This window comes from Nocardia arthritidis, from assembly GCF_011801145.1.
GTDB classification, from domain to species: domain Bacteria; phylum Actinomycetota; class Actinomycetes; order Mycobacteriales; family Mycobacteriaceae; genus Nocardia; species Nocardia arthritidis_A.
Genome location: NZ_CP046172.1, coordinates 5,743,924 through 5,762,987, shown reverse-complemented (window position 1 = coordinate 5,762,987; position 19,064 = coordinate 5,743,924). Strand labels below are relative to the sequence as shown.

17 protein-coding genes are annotated in these 19,064 nt (G+C 68.4%); 11 read left to right on the top strand and 6 right to left on the bottom strand.

Features of this window, described 5'->3' with window-relative positions; genetic code table 11:
- Positions 1 to 585: 585 nt before the first annotated feature.
- Positions 586 to 1,791 (bottom strand): hypothetical protein, encoded by a 1,206-nt coding sequence (locus F5544_RS25870; RefSeq protein ID WP_167475593.1) that lies wholly within the window; start codon positions 1,789 to 1,791, stop codon positions 586 to 588.
- Positions 1,792 to 1,962: 171 nt separating this feature from the next.
- Between F5544_RS25870 and F5544_RS25865 the strand changes: the two genes are divergently transcribed.
- Together F5544_RS25865 and F5544_RS25860 are read left to right on the top strand one after the other, a co-directional pair.
- Positions 1,963 to 3,087 carry a metallophosphoesterase gene (locus F5544_RS25865; protein WP_167475592.1) on the top strand — a complete coding sequence of 375 codons (1,125 nt, stop codon included), beginning with the start codon at positions 1,963 to 1,965 and terminating at the stop codon, positions 3,085 to 3,087.
- Between the two features lie 22 nt (positions 3,088 to 3,109).
- On the top strand, positions 3,110 to 3,508 hold the full coding sequence (locus tag F5544_RS25860) for an NUDIX hydrolase (protein WP_167475591.1): 399 nt from the start codon (positions 3,110 to 3,112) through the stop codon (positions 3,506 to 3,508).
- A gap of 49 nt (positions 3,509 to 3,557) precedes the next feature.
- Here F5544_RS25860 and F5544_RS25855 read toward each other — a convergent pair whose 3' ends face one another.
- A complete protein-coding gene (locus F5544_RS25855) occupies positions 3,558 to 4,301 on the bottom strand; it encodes a helix-turn-helix domain-containing protein (RefSeq protein WP_167475590.1) in 744 nt (247 codons plus the stop codon).
- A gap of 204 nt (positions 4,302 to 4,505) precedes the next feature.
- Here F5544_RS25855 and F5544_RS25850 point away from each other — a divergent pair, with 204 nt between their 5' ends.
- The gene (locus tag F5544_RS25850; RefSeq protein WP_167475589.1) at positions 4,506 to 5,693 is read left to right on the top strand and encodes a cytochrome P450; all 1,188 of its coding nucleotides are present in this window, start codon (positions 4,506 to 4,508) and stop codon (positions 5,691 to 5,693) included.
- Here the strand turns inward: F5544_RS25850 and F5544_RS25845 are convergent.
- The 3 genes from F5544_RS25845 to F5544_RS25835 form a co-directional block, all read right to left on the bottom strand.
- The gene (locus tag F5544_RS25845; protein ID WP_167475588.1) at positions 5,683 to 6,945 is read right to left on the bottom strand and encodes a lipase family protein; all 1,263 of its coding nucleotides are present in this window, start codon (positions 6,943 to 6,945) and stop codon (positions 5,683 to 5,685) included. The genes F5544_RS25850 and F5544_RS25845 overlap by 11 nt on opposite strands.
- A gap of 50 nt (positions 6,946 to 6,995) precedes the next feature.
- Entirely contained in the window at positions 6,996 to 8,654 is a 1,659-nt protein-coding gene (locus tag F5544_RS25840) for an SMI1/KNR4 family protein (RefSeq protein ID WP_167475587.1), read from the bottom strand.
- A 128-nt stretch (positions 8,655 to 8,782) separates the two neighbouring features.
- The gene (locus F5544_RS25835) at positions 8,783 to 10,012 is read right to left on the bottom strand and encodes an ROK family protein (RefSeq protein ID WP_167475586.1); all 1,230 of its coding nucleotides are present in this window, start codon (positions 10,010 to 10,012) and stop codon (positions 8,783 to 8,785) included.
- Between the two features lie 183 nt (positions 10,013 to 10,195).
- Between F5544_RS25835 and F5544_RS25830 the strand changes: the two genes are divergently transcribed.
- From F5544_RS25830 to dgoD, 8 genes are all read left to right on the top strand, one after another.
- Positions 10,196 to 11,245, top strand: coding sequence for a substrate-binding domain-containing protein (locus F5544_RS25830; RefSeq protein WP_167475585.1), 1,050 nt, complete (start codon positions 10,196 to 10,198; stop codon positions 11,243 to 11,245).
- A complete protein-coding gene (locus F5544_RS25825) occupies positions 11,236 to 12,759 on the top strand; it encodes a sugar ABC transporter ATP-binding protein (protein WP_167475584.1) in 1,524 nt (507 codons plus the stop codon). Before F5544_RS25830 ends, F5544_RS25825 begins: the two co-directional genes overlap by 10 nt.
- Complete coding sequence (locus F5544_RS25820; RefSeq protein ID WP_238846659.1) at positions 12,756 to 13,793, top strand: ABC transporter permease; 1,038 nt, start codon at positions 12,756 to 12,758, stop codon at positions 13,791 to 13,793. The genes F5544_RS25825 and F5544_RS25820 overlap by 4 nt, the downstream gene beginning before the upstream one ends.
- A gap of 149 nt (positions 13,794 to 13,942) precedes the next feature.
- Positions 13,943 to 14,830: an SMP-30/gluconolactonase/LRE family protein gene (locus tag F5544_RS25815; RefSeq protein ID WP_167475583.1), complete on the top strand. Its 888-nt coding sequence runs from the start codon at positions 13,943 to 13,945 to the stop codon at positions 14,828 to 14,830.
- On the top strand, positions 14,820 to 15,431 hold the full coding sequence (locus tag F5544_RS25810; RefSeq protein WP_167475582.1) for a bifunctional 4-hydroxy-2-oxoglutarate aldolase/2-dehydro-3-deoxy-phosphogluconate aldolase: 612 nt from the start codon (positions 14,820 to 14,822) through the stop codon (positions 15,429 to 15,431). The genes F5544_RS25815 and F5544_RS25810 overlap by 11 nt, the downstream gene beginning before the upstream one ends.
- 37 nt (positions 15,432 to 15,468) lie before the next feature.
- Positions 15,469 to 16,413: a sugar kinase gene (locus tag F5544_RS25805; RefSeq protein ID WP_238846658.1), complete on the top strand. Its 945-nt coding sequence runs from the start codon at positions 15,469 to 15,471 to the stop codon at positions 16,411 to 16,413.
- Between the two features lie 11 nt (positions 16,414 to 16,424).
- Positions 16,425 to 17,180, top strand: a complete 756-nt coding sequence (locus F5544_RS25800) for an SDR family NAD(P)-dependent oxidoreductase (protein WP_167475580.1) — start codon at positions 16,425 to 16,427, stop codon at positions 17,178 to 17,180.
- Complete coding sequence (dgoD, locus tag F5544_RS25795; protein WP_167475579.1) at positions 17,177 to 18,316, top strand: galactonate dehydratase; 1,140 nt, start codon at positions 17,177 to 17,179, stop codon at positions 18,314 to 18,316. Before F5544_RS25800 ends, dgoD begins: the two co-directional genes overlap by 4 nt.
- Here the strand turns inward: dgoD and F5544_RS25790 are convergent, their stop codons facing one another.
- Positions 18,317 to 19,051 carry a PP2C family protein-serine/threonine phosphatase gene (locus tag F5544_RS25790; RefSeq protein WP_203217352.1) on the bottom strand — a complete coding sequence of 245 codons (735 nt, stop codon included), beginning with the start codon at positions 19,049 to 19,051 and terminating at the stop codon, positions 18,317 to 18,319.
- Positions 19,052 to 19,064 lie beyond the last annotated feature (13 nt).

Below are 19,064 nucleotides of genomic sequence, written 5' to 3'. Positions count from 1 at the left end.
CCCAGTGACACAACAGATCGAGGGTGAGACGTGGGCGAAAGCAAAGGACTCGACTATCGGCCTACCGACGCGCCACAGCCAAGCTCAGGCGAGAAAGCCAAGTGCGCTGGGGCAACCGATCGACACGACGCTACCGGCAACGGACCCGATGAGCTGGACTGCCGACCACGTAATTCCACGATCCAAGGGCGGGCATCTGCTCGGGGAGCTATGAGCGGCGCACCGGGCATGTAACTCGGCAGAGGGAACCGTGCTGCCACGCTCGCTGATCGCATGCCCACGTCGCGCACTTGGTACCGCGACAATGGTCCGCTCGGCCCGAACCGGGACACATCCGTCGGGTTGTCCGCCTACGTGTATGGCAACGCCGCGGGCCGTCCCGACGAGAAATCGCAGAATGTCACCAACGCGTATTGGGGTGTCTGGAAGCAACCGCCGTCCACCGACGATATCGACGTATCAGTGCGGGCAATCGTCCCGGTAGACGGACTGGCGCCCGTGCTGAACGCGAACCTTGCCAGGCGACGAGCTGGGCTACGGATGCGTCCGGCCGGACTTCGACACAGGGCCTAACCGGATTCGGCCTCAGCCGGCCGGGACGACCTGCTGGAACCAGTCGAGGATCCGCGGCATGGCCAGCCGTGCGCTGGTGTTGTGGTCCACCTCGCCCAGATCGGTGAGCGTCGCCTTGTCCGAATTCAGCGCCCGCAGGCAGCTTTCCGAATTCTGGTACGGCACATTGTGATCACCCGTCGCGGCGTAGAGCCGCACCGGAACCCGCGGTGTCCAGTCGCAGGTGCCGTCGCTGTCGCGCATGGCCGCGAGCACGGAACCGGTGGGATCCTTTGCCCTGGCCAGGAATTCGGGTGTCAGCAGCTGATCCGGCCGGCCCGGCAGGCCGGTGGCGATCTGGGCGTCGGTGTGCGCACCGTCGAAGAGTTGCTCGACCGTATCGGCGTACGGCTGCTGGAAGGCTTGCGCCGGTTGGTCGTACAGGTGGTGGATGCGGTTCATCGAGGTGATCCAGTAGGCGAAGTAGATGGTCGCGACGGCGGGGGTCACCCGGCCGTCGAGACCGGCGGGCGTCTCGACGTGCTGCACGTCGTACGGTCCGCTCACCGGAGCCAGCGCGGCCAGCCCGAATCCCAGCACCTGCCCGGCCTGCAGCGCCTTGCCCAAACCGGTTGCGGCCTCACCGCCTTGGGAGAACCCGGTGACCAGCACATCCGGTTCGATCTCCCGATGTTGTTGCGCCGCAAGGGTTCGCGCGGCGCGCAACAGATCGGCCGAGGCGCTGACCTCGGAGGGTGCGTGGGTATAGGGGTGGAAGCCGGGGCCGTCGCCGAGGCCGAGATAGTCCGGCGCCACCGCCGCGTATCCGGCGGCGGCGAACATGATGGTCCGCGCCTTGTCCGGGTGCGCGCCCTGATCGACCGACGGCGCGTCGCCGCGGTTGAACATGGTTCCGTGCTCGAAGCCGACCAGCCGCAGCCGCGGCGTTTCGGTCCGCGGCAGCACCACCAGCCCGGAGGCCGTGGTCGGTTTACCGTCGGGCGTGATCGTCCGGTAGTCGACGCGGAAGGCATCGACGCCGTTGCGGACCGGCGTGCCGAATTTCGCCTGCGCCAGGAATGCGCCGGTCTCCTCGGCATTGAACTGCGCGACCGGCGTGCTCGACACGATATCGCCGCGCGGCGGTGTCGGATCCTCCCGCCCCGGATCCGGTGCGCAGCCCGCCGCACCGGCCAGCACGGTGGCGGCGGCGGTGACGGCGATGGTGATCTTCCGCATCGTGCTGCTCGTCCTTCCATCACGGATATGGGTGAGCCACCATCGTCGCTTTCGTGCGCCTTCGCGCGCATCGGGTTTCAGCCCTGAGCCCCGACTCCGGGACAACCCTTGGTTCAGCTCGACCGCCGGTCGCGTATCGTCGGAGGTTCCGACCACAGAGGATGACGTTCGGTGAAGTATGTGCCACGCCTGGTGTTGTTCCTGGCGATTCCCGCGCTGTTGTGCGCGCTGCCCTGGTGGACGCTGATCGGCGCGATCGCGTCCGGACCGCTGCTGTTCGCCGGATCCGCGCTGTTCGTCGCCGCGGTGCTCGCCTTGCCCGCCGCGATGTATCTCGGGCACGGGCCCGCGCAGTCGGATGCGGCGTCGGTGCTCGGTGACACGTTGCTCGGCGTGCTGTGGGTGGTGTTCACCTGGTCGGTAATAGGTAACGTCGCCGGGCTCGCGCTCGCGGTGGGCGGCGTCGCCGACCCGATGCGGTCTCGGATCGTCGCGGCCGGTGTGTTCGCGGTCTCGGCGGTGCTGGTCGGCTGGGGTGTCTACGAGGCGCGGCGGGTGCCGCGGGTGCGCACGCTGGAGGTGGCCATCCCGCGGCTCGGCCCGGCCTTCGACGGATTGCGGCTCGTGGTGCTCACCGATACCCATTTCGCCGCGCTGAACCGGTTGCGCTGGTCGGAGCGGGTCGTCGCGCTGGTGAACGAGCAGCGGCCCGATATCGCCTGTCACGCGGGCGATCTCGCGGACGGCTCGGTGGCGCGGCGGCATCCGCAGGTGGATCCGCTCGGCAAGGTGGACGCCCCGCTCGGCCGGTTCTACATCACTGGCAATCACGAATATTTCGGTGACGCGCCGGGCTGGATCGAGCATATGGCCGGACTCGGCTGGCAGCCGCTGCGCAATCGGCACGAGACGATCGTGCGCGGTGCGGACCGCCTGGTGATCGCCGGAATCGACGACCCGACCGGTATCGCGTTGGCCGGGCACGGGCCCGACCTGCCCGCCGCGCTGGACGGCGCCGATCCGGACGCACCCGTCGTACTGCTCGCCCATCAGCCGCGCCAGGTCGCCGATGCCGCGAAAGCCGGTGTGGCGCTACAGATCTCGGGGCATACGCACGGCGGTCAGATCTGGCCGTTCCACTATCTGGTCCGGCTGGAGCAGCCGGTGCTCGCCGGCCTGAGCAGACACGGCGCGCACACCCAGCTCTACACCAGTCGCGGCACCGGCTTCTGGGGTCCGCAGTTGCGCGTCTTCGCGCCGAGCGAGATCACGGTATTGGTGTTGCGGGCCGGGTAACCGGCTCGCGTAGGGTGGTCCGGTGATCCGAACAGCTGCGTTGGCGCATGTCCGAAACCGCAGGCTGCTGCAGGCCCGGTCGATCGGCAAGCCGGTGTTCTATATGGCGGGTGGCAAGATCGATGCGGGTGAGACCCCGGAGCTCGCCCTGCGTCGCGAGGTGCGGGAGGAACTCGGCGTCGGCATCCTCGCCTTCGACCGGCTCGGTGTATTCGAGGCGCAGGCATACGGGCACGCGCCGGGAACACAGCTGCACATGACCTGTTTCACCGCCGAACTCGACGGCGATCCGCGGCCGTCGGCCGAGATCGCCGAACTGCGCTACTTCACCGGCGGCGAATACGCCGGGATGGATCATGTCGCGCCGGGATCGATGCTCGTCTTCCGCAAACTGCACGAACTCGGCCTGATCGACTGGTAGACAGCGTTCTTCGGCGCGATCGCGTCGAAATAGTCACCGGCCCCAGCGTTTATCTCGCCGGTCCGTCCGGCGCGGCGGCGACGATTCCGGCATTGACGCCGAAGAGATCCGGAATCGTCAGCGGCGTACCGCATTCCGGGCACGGATGGGTGCGGTAGAGCTCCCCGAGCGACCATGCGAGCTCCGCCAGCCTGGCCCCGGCGGGAGTGTCGGCGCCGAGTGCGGCGGCGCCCCGGCGGGCGGCGGCGATGAAGGCCTGGTCGGTATTCGAATTGATCAGACCGACCCGCATCCATACGTGGTCGCCGATGCGGTAGCGGTCGCGGCGGCCGTCGCGTTCGCGCAGTAGCAGGCCGACATCCGTGAGGTAGCCCACCGCCTTCGAGATGGACGCGGGCGTAACCCGCAGCGCCGCGGCGAGTTCGGCGGCGGTGACGCTGTCGGCATCGGCGACGCAGAGCCAGGCGAATACGCGGGACGCCATGCGCGGCAGGCCCATTCGCATCAGGCGGGTGGAAAGTTCGGTCGCCAGTACGGATATCGCGTCGTACTGCTCGGCCGGGTCCGGGTGCCGGGTCTCGGGGTGCGGCGCGCGGCGGCGGGCGCGCTGACCGGTGGCCCGCTGCGCCGGTTCCGCGCGGTAGCTCCCCGGCCCGCCGTTGCGGGTGACCTCCCTGGTCACGGTCGAGGTCGGCCGATCGATCCGACGGGCGATCTCGGCATAGCTGAGTCCCCGCGCGAGGCCCGCGCTGATCTGTCTGCGGTCGGCATAGGCGAGGCGGCGTCCCGGCATATGTTGCTCCTGTCCTTCGGGACAAGAGTGGCATTCAACGGCGACTCATTGCAACAATTTCCGGGCTGAATTGCGTTAACCGACAACATCATTGCACCGATATTCCGGAAAAAGCGCTGCCACCTGGAGATTTGCAATCGACGAACTTGCTGTGGAAATGAACGATTCCTAGCGTGGTGTGACCAACCGCGAAAGGACTGCGAAATGACCGAATCATCCACCGACGCAATCGAATTGCCGGTTTCCCGGCGCGCGGACCACCCATTCGATCCACCCGAGGGGCTGGCCGGGATCCGTGAACGCGCAACGCTGACCCGGATGCGCTTCCCGGACGGCCACCTGGGCTGGCTGGCCACCGGTCACGAGGTGGTGCGGGCCGTGGAGGCGGATGCGCGGTTCAGCGCCCGGTACGAGCTGTTGCACGACCCGCTGCACGACGTCGACCTTTCGCAGGCCCCCGCCCCGCCGGGCGATTTCGGCGGAATGGACGCGCCGGAGCACACCCGGTTGCGGCGCATGCTGGCGATGAAGTTCACCGTCCGCCGGATGCGATTGCTCACCGACCGGATCGAGCAGATCAGCACCGAATATCTGGATGCCATGGAAAAGCACGGTCCGCCTATCGATTTGGTGTCCGCCTTCGCTCAGCCGGTGCCCGCGCTGACGATCTGCGAGCTGCTGGGCGTGCCCGTCGCGGATCAGGACTTCTTCCAGGAGCAGGTGAGCGCGGTGGTCGAACCGGAGTCGTTCGAGGCGATGGGCGCGGCCTGGAACCAGTTGGCCGCCTACATCGAGGAGTTGGTGGCCGCCAAGCGGGCCGCACCCACCGACGATGTGCTGAGCGAGCTGGCCGCACAGGAGCTGACCGATGCCGAGCTCGGCGGCATCGGAACGTTCCTGCTCGGCGCCGGGCTGGACACCACCCGAAGCATGATCGCGCTGAGCACCTTCGCGCTGCTGGAGAATCCGGACCAGCTCGCGCTGTTGCGCGCCGAACCCGATATCGCCGACGCCGCGGTGGAGGAGCTGCTGCGCTACCTGACGATCGTGCACACCAGCGTGCGCGCCGCGCTGGTGGACGTCGAGCTGAACGGGCAGCTGATCAAGGCGGGGGAGTCCGTCGCGCTGTCATACAACGCCGCCAACCGCGACCCGAATCGCTTCCCGGATCCCGACACCCTCGACCTGCGCAGGCGGCCCGTCGGGCACCTCGCCTTCGGTCACGGCCCGCATCAGTGCCTCGGGCAGCAGCTGGCCCGGGTGGAGATGCGGGTCGCGTTGCCCGCCTTGGTATCCCGGTTCCCGACGCTGGCGCTGGCGTGCTCGCCCGCCGAGGTGCCGGTACGCGAGGGCAATATCTTCGGGCTGCGCCGCCTGCCGGTCACCTGGTGAAGCGGGCGTTCACCCAGGCCAGGGCGTCGTCGAAGGAGGCATCGACGACGCCGCGGTGGTCGACGCCCGGATAGGTGCGGTATTCGACGGGCTGCCCGGTGGCCTTCAGTTGCGCCACCATGGCGTCGGTGCCCACCGGGAAGACGACGGTGTCGGCCCGGCCCTGGAGCACGAGCGCTGGAAGGTCGAATGTCAGTGAGCCAGGGTCGTTTTCATCGAGCACTCGGAGCAGACCGGACATATCGGCATCCGGGGCGAACACCTCGCCGCCCGGCAGCCTGCCCCACTCGTCCGGTTCGCGCAACTGCCCGACGCAGCCGCGGTCGGCGAGCGGCAGCAGCGCCTGGGCGCGCGGGGTGAGGAAGCGGCCGGGGTCGAGGTCGGCGACGGTCTGCGCGCCGCGCACGAACAGCGGAACGAACGGTGTCGCGCCGCCGCCCGCGAGCGCGCCGAGCGCGCCGGAACTGCCGGTGGCGGTGGCCAATTGGCTCGCCCGCATACCGAGCCCGATATGTGATGCCGGCGCCAGTGCCACCGCGCCGAGCAGGTGCATCCCCGGAACCCATTGCTGGGCACGGGCATCGGTGAAGATGGCGGCCTGCCCGCCCTGCGAATGCCCCATGGCGACCCAGCGGTCGCCGATATTCGGGTCGAGTTGCCTTGCGGCGGCGGCCATATCGGCGACCGCGCGCTGTTCGGTCTCGCCGATCAGGTAGCCGTGCGGTCCGGGAGTGCCCAGCCCCTGATAGTCCGTTTGGGCTACGGCATATCCGGCGGCGATCCAGCGCGCCAGGGTCCGGCGCACCGGCGCGGTGTAATCGTGGGACGGAAAGTCGGGTCCGGTATCGCGCGACGGCGCGCAGACATCGGCGACCCCGGTGGTGCCGTGCGCCCAGGAGATCAGCGGCCAACCGCCCTCCGGCGCAACGCCTTCCGGCACCGCGACGGTGCCGGACACCGCGACCGTCCGGCCCTGCGCGTCCACGGATCGATACAGCACCAGGTAGTTTCGCGCACCCGGCAGCGCCGGATCACTGCTGAGGGGGCGTGACCAGATGATCGATCCATGTTCGCCCGCAACGAGATTCGCGGGCGGATCGTAGAACCCGGCGGCTGTCGGCGCCGCGCCCGGCGGCTCCGTGCCGGGTGCGGCTCCGGCCGGGGCGGCACAAACCAGCCCGGCGACTGTCGTCAGAGCGGCAGCTGCCGCCGTGCGCCTGGATTGCCGTCGTATCCGGCCCCGATCGTTCATCGTCGCAAGATACCCCGCGCGCGATGTTCCGGCGCGCGAGGTTCCGGCACTCAGGCCTGCGGGTGATGTCCCATGCGGTTCATCAGTTCGCGCATGTGCGCGTCGTAGTCGAACGGCTCGGTGCGCCGCAGCACATTCGTCAGGGCGCCACGCACGACCGGCAGCGATGCGGTGGCGGGGTCGACGCCGAAGCCTGCGGCCCAGGCGATTTCGTCGTCGAAGGCGGCGTCGCCCGCCAGCTCGGCGGCAGCGAGTCCGGCGGGCACCGCGCCCCGATCGCGCAACAGCCGCCACTGCGGCGCGGTCGCCACCAGCATCCGCAAGGCGGGCAGTGCGGCGACCGCCTCGAGGTCGCAGACCTCGATTTTCGAGATGTCCAGGCGTTGCAGCGACGGCAATGTCGCCAGTGGGCCGATGCGCACCGGCTCCGCCGCTCCGGAGAGGGTGATGTCCCACAGGGCCGGGTGGCCCGCCAGCGGCTCCAACTCGATGCGCGACCCGTGCATGACAACCCGTTCCAGCGGAATCGTGTGCGGTACGGACGACCGCACGGATTCGACGCGCAATCGCAGCGCCCGCAGTAGGGGCAGCGACGTCAGTTCGGCGGCGTCGAACGAGTCGCCATCGATCGCGAGATCCTGCACGGCGGTCGGATCGGGAAGCCCGGCAACCGATTCGCCCGCGCGCAGGTACGCCTCATGTCGCCGATGGTATGTGTGGTCGAAGTACTCCACCTCCGGCCCGCCGGGGCGCAGCGATTCGACCGTCCGCCGCAGCACCGCGAGAACGGATTCGTCCTGCCGAGAGGCGGGGTACCACCCGTCGGGTTCGAACTTGATCACCTGCCCGGATACGCCCATCGGACCGGGGGCGAGGTCGACGGCCGTCACATCGCGATCGCTGGTGCCGATGATCACCCACTTCGGGCTGCGCGAGATCCGACGCACCACACCGTGCGGCCAGGATTCGAATACGGTGTGATCGAACCCGGCGAACAGTGAATCCTTCCAGGCCCCGATGGTGCCGTAACCGTAATCCACGCCTGCCGTTTCGGCGTCGTCGTTCAGGTGGGCCGTGGCGACGGCAGCCAATGGCAGCAGCGCGGTGAATGTCAGCAGACCCCTGTCGTCGTATTCGTGGCTCACCACCCGATAAAGCGCGCGCAGGTCCTCCGGCAGTCGCAAACCGATCCGCGCCTCGGCCGCGGCGATCTCCGCTTCGGTGTTCCCGGTGCCCAGCCGCGGTGCGCTGCCCGATTGCCGAGTGCGCAGCTCCACGTACTCGCGGACCAGGCCGGCCACGGTCGCGACCAACTCCGGATCGGTGGGCCGGTCGTCGGGGGCGGCGTCGGTGCTCGGGATCGGAATGGCATGACCTGGATAGCGGTAAGCGGGGTCGAAGATCAGCTGCCTGGCGAAGTCCCACCCGAATTCGTTGTCGGAATGTGGTGTCTGGCAACGGTATTGGAACTCGTAGCTATCGCCGGACAACCGCAGCCGCATCTGCACCATATCGTTCGAACCCGCGCCCAGTTCGGCACGCACCGTCGCCGAGATGGCCGAGGTGTCCGGCAGCACCGGAGCCAACGCGCCGACCACGTCGCGGTAGCTGACGCCCATACCGCTGTGCAGCTCCAATGTTCCCGCTGTCGCACCACTTTCCGCGAACTCGCGTGCCAGCTTCTCGACCTGTTCGGTCAATTCGGTCATGTGGTCCCACCCGTTGCCGTATCGTGTCGCGACCAACCCTAGCCACGACGCGACGCAGGCCGGATTCCCTGTTATGGGAATACCGTGCGATGAATTTCGGTGCGGCACATCGTTTTATCGATACGGGGTCAGGTCGTGGCGCGGGTCGCCCGCCAGGACGCGATCGATCCGAAGGTTTCCCGGTCGGCCAGGAAACCCTCCAGCGCGAAGGTCGCCGCGCCGAGGCTGGCCGGGTTGTGCGGCAGGGTGCACAGCTGCATGGTGACCGCCGCGAACGGATCGGTCATGGCGTGCCGGGCGGCGGCCCGGCGGGTCGCCGCCAGCAGCGGCTCGCCGAGCTGATTCGCGACGAGATCGCCGAACACCATGGTGCGCGGGTTGAACAGGTTCACCAGATTCGCGACGGCCGCGCCCAGGTATTCGCCGGTTCGCTCGATCACCTCGCCCGCCACCGCGTCCTCGCGCGCCGCCGCCGCGGCGATGGCCGCGATGGTCAGCGCGTCGTCGCGGTCGAGCAGCGGGCTGGACGGCGCCACCTCGCGCAGGGTACGCACGATACCCGGCGCGCCGACGTATGCCTCGACGCAACCTTTTCTGCCGCAACGGCATTCGCGCCCATCGAGGATCAGGTTGGTATGTCCCCATTCGCCCGCGCTGTTGGTGACGCCGCGATAGAGCCTGCCGTCGATGACGACGCCGATGCCGACACCCGCGCGCAGCGTGACGACGATCAGGTCGTCCACATCGCGGCCGGCGCCGAACCACAGCTGCGCCGCCGTGCTCGCCTTGAGCGGATTGTCCAGATACAGCGGATGCGAAACCCGTTGCTCCAGTAGCGTTTTGAACGGGACATTGCGCCAGTGCCAGTACGGCGAGAATACCGAGACGCCGCCCTCGGGCTCCACCAGGCCCGGCACGCTGAGTCCGATGCCGAGCACCCGGTCCGCCTCGGTGGCGGTGAGTTCGGCAGTGCCGCGCGCGATCAGGTCGGCGACATCCTCGGGTCGAGTCGCGGCCGGATCGATCGGGATCTCGACCGAGCGCAGCACCGACATCGCGAGGTCGTAGAGGTCGAAATGGATTGCGGTTTCGGCGATGTCGACGCCGAGCAGTGTGCCGCGGTCCGGATTGATGGCCAGCCGGGCGCGCGGCCTGCCGACGCCCGCCGCGTCGTGGCCGAGTTCGGCGAGCATCCCGACGTCGAGCAGTTCGGCGATCATATTGCCGACCGTCGCGAACGAGAGCCCGGTGGTCCTGGTGATCTCCTGCCTGCTGGTGTGCCCGTCGGCGGCGTACACCGCCTGCAGCACGCTGAACCTGTTCCGCCTTCTGATATCCCGCGCGGTCAGCTGGTACACGGTCCGGCCAACTCCTTCCGCTGATCCTCGAGAACGCTACCGAGCGTATTTCTCCCAAGAGTATTTACAAGGGTTATCCGAAGTCATAATGTAACCCACGTCACTGCAATGCGCCGGAGGCCGCGGTCAGCGGAACAGGTGAACACACCCTGTTTGCCCGGCGAGAACGATGAGGAGCACGTCATGTCCTGGACCCACCGACGGCGTTGGACCAGCGCGGCCATCTGCGGAGTGTCGCTGGTGCTGGCCGCCACCGGCTGCTCATCGGGCAAGGATTCGGGCGGTCCGTCCACCGGGCCGCAGCACACCACCGGCAAGATCAGCCTCGTGTACGCCCAGAAGCAGGGCGACCAGGAGTACTTCATCGGCGAGGCCGACGGCGCCAAGGCCAAGGCGGCCGAACTCGGCGTCGACCTGAAGGTGGTGAATCTCGGCAACGACGCGAACAAGGCGGTCACCGAGGTGCAGAACGCGATCAACCAAAAGGCAAGCGGCGTAATCGTTGTCGTACCGGACCCGTCGGTGGGCCCGCAGGTCGCCCAGCTCACCAAGGCGGCGGGCGTCGCGCTGCTCACCTCCGACGACCAGGTCTGCACCAACGGTCCCGACCCGTCGTCCTGCGCCAAGGAGAACCTGGTGCCGCGCGTCGGATTCAGCGGCACCCAGATGGGCACCGAGGTCGGCACCCGCGCGGGCCAGGACTTCAAGAAGTACGGCTGGAAGCCGGAGGAGACGGCGATCGTGGACGCCTGGAAACAGGACGTCACCGTCTGCACCGACCGAGTCAAGGCCAACGAGAAGGCATTTCGCGATGCCGCGGGCGTCGATGTGAAGGTGATCGAGGTCGGCACCGACAACACGCCGTCGGACGCGCAGAACAAGATCTCGGCCACCGTCGCGGGCAACCGGTCGGTGAAGAACTGGATCGTCATGGGCTGCAACGACGAAAACGTCAGCGGCGGCGTCTCCGCCATCCAGAACGCGGGCTACGGCGCGGACAATGTGCTCGGCGTCGGCCTCGGCGCCTACCTGGCCTGCAAGGAATGGCGCGGCGGTAAACCGACCGGCTTCAAGGCAGCGCTGTTCATCAACGGCAAGGATGTCGGCGCGCTGTCGGTGCAGACCATCTATGACTACCTGAAGAACGGAAAAGCCATGCCGCAGGAGGCATTCGCGCCGACCAAGATGGTGGATGCGACGAACTGGCAGCAGGCGGGCGTGCAATGCAGCTGACCGGATTGCGGGTCGCCGGTCTGGATAAGAGCTTCGCGGGGGTGCCCGCGCTGCGCGAGGTGAGCCTGGAATTCCCGGCCGGCGCGGTGACCGCGCTGGTCGGGGAGAACGGTGCGGGTAAATCCACCCTCATCCGGATCATCGGCGGCGATCACCGCCCGGATGGCGGCCGGCTCGAACTCGACGGTGTGCCCTTCGAACCGGCCACCCCGGCCGACGCGCGCGCGGCCGGAGTGCGGGTGATCGCGCAGGAACCGGAGATCGTCCCGCACGTCTCGGTGGCCGAAAACGTCTACATCGGCGCGCTGCCGCGGCGCGCCGGGCGCCTGCTCGACCGGGCGGCGCTGCGCGAGCGGATGCGCGCCGACCTGGCCCGCCTCGGCTTCGGCCGCGACCTGGACCCGGACACGATCGGCTCGAAACTCACTGCGGCACAACGGCAATTGGTGGAAATCATGCGCGCGCTCAGCACCGATGCCCGGGTGATCGCATTCGACGAGCCGACCTCCTCGCTGTCCGACCACGAGACCGAATCGCTGTTCGCGCTGATCAACCGGCTGCGCGAACGCGGGGTCGCGGTGATCTACGTATCGCACCGGATGCGGGAGATCTTCCGCCTCGCGGACCGGGTCGCGGTGTTGCGCGACGGTGCGGTGGTCGGGGTGCGCGAAACCGCGGCGACCAGCGACCGGGAGATCGTGCGGATGATGGTCGGGCGCGATCTGTCGACCATGTTCGCGCGCAAGCAGACCGAGCCGGGCCGCGTCGTACTCGACGTCGACGGCATCACCACCGACGATGTGCGCGAGGTGAGCCTGCGGGTGCGGGCGGGCGAGGTGGTCGCACTGGCCGGGCTGGTCGGCGCGGGCCGGTCGGAACTGGCCGGGGCGCTGGCGGGTGACCTGCCGATCCGGTCCGGTGAGGTGCGCGTCGACGGGAAACGGTTGCGGCTGCGCCAGCCGCGAGATGCGGTGCGGGCCGGTGTGGGTTACGCGCCGGAGGAGCGAAAGGCGCAGGCGCTGCTGATGTTTCGCGGCGTCCGCGACAACATCACGCTGGCCGTGCTCGACCGGCTGCGCCGCTGGCGGTTCGTGCGCCGCGGCGAGGAGCGCAGGCTGGCCGACGAATTCGTGCACACGCTGCGCATCCGCACGCCGTCGGTGGAACAGGAGGTGCGCAAACTGTCCGGCGGCAATCAGCAGAAGGTGGTGCTGGCCCGCTGGCTGGCCCGCAAACCGAAGGTGCTGATCCTCGACGAGCCGACCCGCGGCGTCGATATCGGCGCCAAGATCGAGATCTACCACGTCATCGAGGAATTGGCCGAAACGGGGATGGCGGTTCTGGTCATCTCCTCGGAACTGCCCGAAGTGCTCGGCCTCGCCGACCGGATCGTCGTCATGCAGGACGGCCGGGTCACCGGCGAGCTGGAGCGCGACCAGGCCAGCGAGGAGGCCATTCTCGCGCTGGCCATGGCCGGAGATCTGGCCGCCGCGACACCCGAAGGAAATCCATGACCGAGCAACAACTTTCGTTGACAACCAAGGCCGAACCCGTCGGGTCCGTGAACGCGCTGACGCCGCGGCGGGTGCTGCGATTCATCGGCACCGGCAATCTGAGCCTGATCGGCGCGCTGGTGGTGATCGTCGCGATCTTCGCCTGGCTCAACGACGGCTACCTCGATCCGGCGAACCTGGCCGGAATCGGCGAGGCGGTCACCGTATTCGGACTGCTGGCCGTGGTGCAGACGGTGGTGATCATCTGTGGGGCACTGGATATTTCGGTCGGCTCGCAGGCCGGTGTCGCCTCGGTGATCAGCGCGATGGCGTTCACCGCCAGTGGGAGCAACGCCGTGCTCGGCATGCTGGCGGCGGTCGGCGTCGGGGTGGTGCTCGGCGCGGCAAACGGACTGGTCATCGTGTACGGGCGGGTGAATCCGGTGATCGCGACGCTGGCCACGCTGGCCGCGTACAAGGGTGTCGCGCAATTGATCTCGGGCGGCAAGGCGCAGGGCTTCGTCCTCGACAACGACGTATTCATCTTCCTGGCGCGCGGCAAGATCGCCGGGCTACCGGTGCCGGTGGTGATACTCGCGGTGGTCGCGCTGGCCGTGCACGTGCTGCTGAAATACACCGACCTGGGCCGCAATATCTACGCGATCGGCGGAAACGACACCGCGGCCCGGCTGTCCGGTATCAACATCAACAAGTATCTGATCGCGGTGTACGTGCTGGCCGGTATCGTCGCGGCGATCGCCGGGATCATCCTGACCGCGCGCACCGGATCCGGCCAACCCGTCTCCGGCAGTGAGGGTTTGGAGCTGAAGTCGATTACCGCGGCCGCGCTCGGCGGTTGTGCGCTCAAGGGCGGCAAGGGGACCGTCGGTGGGACGCTGCTCGCGGTGGTGCTGCTCGGTGCGCTCGATAACGGGCTGAATGTTGTTGGTGTGAATACGTTTTGGCAGAACGTCGCGCAGGGGGCGCTGCTGGTGGCCGCGGTGGTGATCCAGCAGCGGCGCAGTGGGGAGCGGGCGGTCGGGCTGCCGACGTAGGCGGTGTCGCGAAGTGGTGTCGCACCCCGTCGTCGAACTGAACACACGGTGCAATGTATGTGCGGTTCCGGTGCGGGGTGCGAGGGCGGCGCGGGGTTCTCCACTTCGAAACGCCGCCCAGTGCCCGTTGAGCCGATACGAGGAGCTATATGAAAGTACTTCGTGCACAACCATGTTCGCCGCCACCCGGGCGGCTCTGCGAGGGGCCGGTCTGGGACGGTTCTCGGTTGCTGTGGGTCGATATTCGAGCAGGGCTGCTTCATCAGGGCGTGCTCGACGGGGCCGATATACGGCTTGTCGAGACTCTGCGGCTCGACGGGCCGGTGAGCGCGGTGCTGCCGTGTGCGTCCGGATCGCTGCTCGTTACGGTGGGCGACCGGATCTGCCGCATTGTCGATGGTCTTGTGAAAGATATTGTTCCGCTGCGTTTTCCGGATGACGGCGTGATCCGGCGGATGAACGATGCGAAGGTCGATCCGTGCGGACGGGTGTTCGCTGGTTCGATGTCCGAGGACGGGGTCACGGGCAGCGCGACGCTCTATCGGCTGGATCCCGATGGGACGGTGAGCATGTCGCGGACGGGCGTGACGATATCCAACGGACTCGGTTGGAGCCCGGACGGCGGCACCCTCTACTACGCCGACAGCCCCACCCGGCGGGTCGAGGCATTCGACTACGACCTGGACAGCGGAACATTAAGCAACGGACGGGTTTTCGTAGAATTCGCGGACGGCGATCCCGATGGGCTCACCGTCGACGCCGACGGCCGAGTCTGGGTCGCCGTCTGGGGCGCGGGACAGGTGCGCGCCTTCGATCCGGACGGTCGGCCGTACGCGGTGGTCGACGTCGGTCCGTCACAGGTGAGCAGCTGCACCTTCGCCGGACCAGACCTGGACGTGCTGGTAATCACCACCGCCGCGGAACAGAACGCCGCCGACGAACCGGAGGCCGGACGACTGTTCACCTGCCGACCGGGTAGCACCGGCCTGCCGATAACCCCTTACGCCGACACAGGATTGGTGGCCGATGCTCAGTAAACCGATGGACCTGACCACCCCGGTGATCGCGATTCTGCGCGCCGCCACCGCGAAACGCTTCGCCGAGGTCACCGCGGCGCTGCACGAATCGGGTATCACCGCAGTCGAATTCACGCTGAACAGTCCGGGTGCACTCGACGCGTTGAAGGAGTGTTCCGCGGCCGCCTACCCGGTCGGCGCGGGCACGGTGCTGACCGCGGCCGATGCCGGACGTGCCGTCGATGCCGGTGCGGCCTTCCTGATCACGCCCGCCGTCATCGACGAGGTGATCGCGGAGGGCCGTCGCCTCGGCGTCCCGGTGATCCCAGGTGCGTTGACTCCCACCGAAATTCACCACGCCTGGGTTGCGGGAGCCACCATGGTGAAGGTCTTCCCGGCCTCGGCCTTCGGGCCGAACTACCTGAAGGCGGTGCGCGGGCCGCTACCCGAAATCCCGCTCGTCCCCACCGGCGGCGTTGGAATCGCCGATGCCGGAACTTATCTCTCCGCCGGGGCGAGAGCGGTCGGCATGGGCTCACCGCTCATCGGCGACGCGCTCGACGGCGGCGACCTGAATGCGCTGCGAGCCAGGGCATCCGAGCTGCGGGACCGGCTGTCGTGATTGCCGAATTGTTGCACCGGTCTGGAGGCCGAACACGGTGAGCGCCGAACTGATTACCTTGGGAGAAGCGCTCGGTGTGGTCGCCGCGACCGAAGCGGGGCCGCTGGCTGCCGGTGCGGCGATGCGGATGGATTTCGCCGGAGCCGAGGCGACCGTCGCCATCGGAGTCAGCAGGCTCGGTCATGCGAGTGCCTGGATCGGACGGGTCGGCGCGGACGCCATCGGCACAATGGTGCTGGATCGGCTGCGTGCCGAGCGAGTTGATATTTCCGCCTGCCGGATCGAGCCCGATGTGTCGAGTGGGTTGATGCTGCGCGAGCGCCGAACCGCCGACCGGATCCGAGTCACGTACTACCGCAAGGGTTTCGCGGGATCACGGTTATCGCCGGACGATATCGATCCGGCCCGGATCGCCGCCGCGCGCGTGCTGCATCTGACCGGAATCACTCCGGCACTCAGCGAAACCGCCCGAGCGGCCGTTCATTTCGCGATGGATGCGGCCGTGACCGCCGGTGTCACGGTTTCGCTCGATATCAACTATCGCGCGGCGCTGTGGTCGGCCGCCGACGCGGCGGCGGAACTCGGTGATCTGGTGGCCCACTCGAATATCGTCTTCGCCGGACCGGAGGAAGCCGCGCTGCTCGTACCCCGGCAGGCCCCGGCTGAGATGGCGAAAGCTCTTGCCGCACTGGGCCCTTCACAAGTGGTGCTGAAGCTCGGTGCGGATGGCGCGCTCGCGCTGCAGGACGGCGAACCGATCGAGCAACCCGCCGTACCGGTCACCTGCGTCGACCCGGTCGGTGCGGGCGACGCCTTCGTCGCCGGATACCTCGCGGCTCTGTTGGACGGCGAATCCATAAGCGCGCGAATGCGTTCGGCGGCGACCTGCGGTGCGTTCGCGGTCGCCGGCGTCGGCGACTGGCAGGGTCTGCCGACCCGACAGGAATTCGGCCTGCTCGACGCGGCCGATATCGATCGATGAGAGGGGGCGCGATGGGTCGCCTGGCGGACCGGGTCGCGGTGGTCACCGGGGCGGCGTCGGGTATCGGCGCGGCGACGGCGCGCAGGCTGGCCGCCGAGGGCGCCGCGGTGGTGATCGCCGATATCGCCGAACCCGGCGGTAAAGAGGTCGCCGCGCAGATCAGGGCCGACGGGCTGCGCGCGGAATTCGTGCACTGCGACGTATCCGACGAGACGGCGTGGGCTGAGTTGCGGGACCGGGTGTCCGCCCTGTTCGGCCCGCTGGATCTGTTGTGCAGCAACGCATCCCGTCAGGAGACCGTGCCCGCGCACGCGCTGTCCACCGGGGCTTGGGACGACGGTATCGCGGTGAACCTGACCCCGCTGTTCCTCGGCGTGCGCACGTTCATCGACGATCTGCGCGCCCGGCGCGGCAATGTCGTGGCCATCTCCAGCGTGCACGCGCAATTCGGGCTGCCCGGATATCCGGTGTACGCGGCGGCGAAGGGCGGCATCACCGCGCTGGTGCGGCAGCTGGCCGTCGAATACGGCCCGGAACGGGTGCGGTTCAACGCGATTCTGCCCGGGCCGATCCTCACCCCGGTCTGGGACGACGTGGACGCCGACGGCCGCGAACTCTCGGCGCGGGCCACCGCGCTGGACCGGCTCGGCAGGCCGGAGGAGGTGGCGGCCGCGGTCGCCTTCCTCGCCTCCGACGACGCCTCGTTCATCACCGGCGCGAATCTGGTCGTCGACGGCGGCTGGAGCGTGCGAAAGGAATCCAGATGAAAATCACCGCGCTCACCACGTATCTGGTCGCGCCGCGCTGGTGTTTCCTGCGCGTCGACACCGACGAGGGCATCGTCGGCTGGGGCGAGCCGGTGATCGAGGGCCGCGCGCACACGGTCGCCGCGGCCGTCGACGAACTGGCCGATTACCTGGTCGGCCGGGATCCGCTGACCATCGAGGCGCATTGGCAGACGCTCACCAAGGGCGGTTTCTACCGGGGCGGTCCGATCCTGTCCAGCGCGGTCGCCGGCATCGATCAGGCGTTGTGGGATATCGCGGGCAGGGCGCTCGGCGTGCCGGTGTGGCAGCTGCTCGGCGGCGCGGTGCGCGACCGGATCCGGGTGTACAGCTGGATCGGCGGCGACCGGCCGGACGCGGTCGCCGAGGCCGCGGTGGAGCGAAAACAGCAGGGCTTCACCGCGATCAAGATGAACGCGTCGGCCGAGTTGGAACCCATCGACACGCCGCGCGCCACCCTCGGCATCGTCGAGCGGGTCGCGGCGGTGCGCGCGGCGGTCGGCGACGAATTCGATATCGCCGTCGACTTCCACGGCAGGCTGTCGGTCGCGATGGCACGCCGGGTGCTGCCGCTGCTCGAACCGTATCTGCCGTTCTTCGTCGAGGAACCGCTGGTACCCGAGGTGAGCGAGCGGATCGGCGAAATAGCCTCGGCCACAAGCATTCCCATCGCCACGGGGGAGCGGCTGTATTCGCGGTGGGATTTCCGGCGGGTGCTCGACCAGGGCATCGCGGTGGTCCAGCCGGATCTTTCGCATGCGGGCGGCATCTCGGAGGTCCGCCGCATCGCCGCGGCGGCCGAGACCCGCGATATCGCGGTGGCCCCGCACTGCCCGCTCGGTCCGATCGCGCTGGCCGCCAGCCTGCAGGTCGGATTCGCGACGCCCAATCTGCTCATTCAGGAGCAGAGCCTCGGCATCCACTACAACACCGGGTCCGACCTGCTCGACTATCTGGTCGACCCGGCCGTTTTCGCCTACCGCGACGGTTATGTCGAGCTGCTGTCCGGTCCGGGCCTCGGGATCGAGATCGACGAGGACGCCGTGCGCCGGGCAGCGGGCCACCGCTGGCGCAATCCGGTGTGGCAGCGCAGGGACGGCTCGTTCGCCGAATGGTGATCAGCGGCAGTCCACGACGTACGCGGTGGCGTTGTCAGTACCGCCCGCGCGCAATGCGCTGTCCACCAACATATTCGCGGCGACGGCCGGGTTGACGGCGTTGGCGAGCACGGTTTTGATCTCGGCCATCGGGATGACCTTGGTGACCCCGTCGGTGCCGAGCAGGATGCGGCCGTGGCTGGAACCGGTGCTCGCTCGGCCGATGGTCGCCGGGCGGGCGGTGCGGGCCGAGGTGGTGACGAGGTGGTTCATCCGGCGGCCCGCCGTGAGCCCGCGGGCGCGGAAGTATTCCGCGACAGTGTGATCCGTGGTGATCTGGTGCAGCACCCGGCCGTTCCAGCGGTAGGCGCGGCAGTCGCCGACCCAGGCGATATCGCTGGGTCCGTCCGGGCCGCCCGTCGCGGGCAGCACCGCGACCACCAGCACGCTGTCGGCCTCCGGCTGCGGGAACTCGCGCAGCAGTTCCTCTTGTGCGGCAAGGATTCCCGCATGCGCGCCGGAATGCGCCGCCACCTCCGCCGCCACCGTCGCCGCGGTGCGCGCGGCTCTGGCCGAGAGCAGATGGTCGCCGACGCCGTCGGCGACCGCGAAGGCCGTGCGCCCCGTCCGCGGATCCGTTCGCGTGGCGACCGCGTCGGCATTGATGGCACGCATACCGCGTCGGCTCGCCGGTTCACCCGATACGTGCGTGAGCATCAGCGGGTGCAGGATCAGGGTGGTTGCCGAGGTATGCACGCTGAACTCCTCT

What these genes read in the sequence shown, in the direction of transcription:
- F5544_RS25825 (WP_167475584.1), top strand. Translation starts at nt 11,236, where the DNA reads ATGCAGCTGACCGGATTGCGGGTCGCCGGTCTGGATAAGAGCTTCGCG.
- F5544_RS25855 (WP_167475590.1), bottom strand. Translation starts at nt 4,301, where the DNA reads ATGCCGGGACGCCGCCTCGCCTATGCCGACCGCAGACAGATCAGCGCG.
- F5544_RS25845 (WP_167475588.1), bottom strand. Translation starts at nt 6,945, where the DNA reads ATGAACGATCGGGGCCGGATACGACGGCAATCCAGGCGCACGGCGGCA.
- F5544_RS25820 (WP_238846659.1), top strand. Translation starts at nt 12,756, where the DNA reads ATGACCGAGCAACAACTTTCGTTGACAACCAAGGCCGAACCCGTCGGG.
- dgoD (WP_167475579.1), top strand. Translation starts at nt 17,177, where the DNA reads ATGAAAATCACCGCGCTCACCACGTATCTGGTCGCGCCGCGCTGGTGT.
- F5544_RS25830 (WP_167475585.1), top strand. Translation starts at nt 10,196, where the DNA reads ATGTCCTGGACCCACCGACGGCGTTGGACCAGCGCGGCCATCTGCGGA.
- F5544_RS25815 (WP_167475583.1), top strand. Translation starts at nt 13,943, where the DNA reads ATGAAAGTACTTCGTGCACAACCATGTTCGCCGCCACCCGGGCGGCTC.
- F5544_RS25840 (WP_167475587.1), bottom strand. Translation starts at nt 8,654, where the DNA reads ATGACCGAATTGACCGAACAGGTCGAGAAGCTGGCACGCGAGTTCGCG.
- F5544_RS25800 (WP_167475580.1), top strand. Translation starts at nt 16,425, where the DNA reads ATGGGTCGCCTGGCGGACCGGGTCGCGGTGGTCACCGGGGCGGCGTCG.
- F5544_RS25850 (WP_167475589.1), top strand. Translation starts at nt 4,506, where the DNA reads ATGACCGAATCATCCACCGACGCAATCGAATTGCCGGTTTCCCGGCGC.
- F5544_RS25870 (WP_167475593.1), bottom strand. Translation starts at nt 1,791, where the DNA reads ATGCGGAAGATCACCATCGCCGTCACCGCCGCCGCCACCGTGCTGGCC.
- F5544_RS25810 (WP_167475582.1), top strand. Translation starts at nt 14,820, where the DNA reads ATGCTCAGTAAACCGATGGACCTGACCACCCCGGTGATCGCGATTCTG.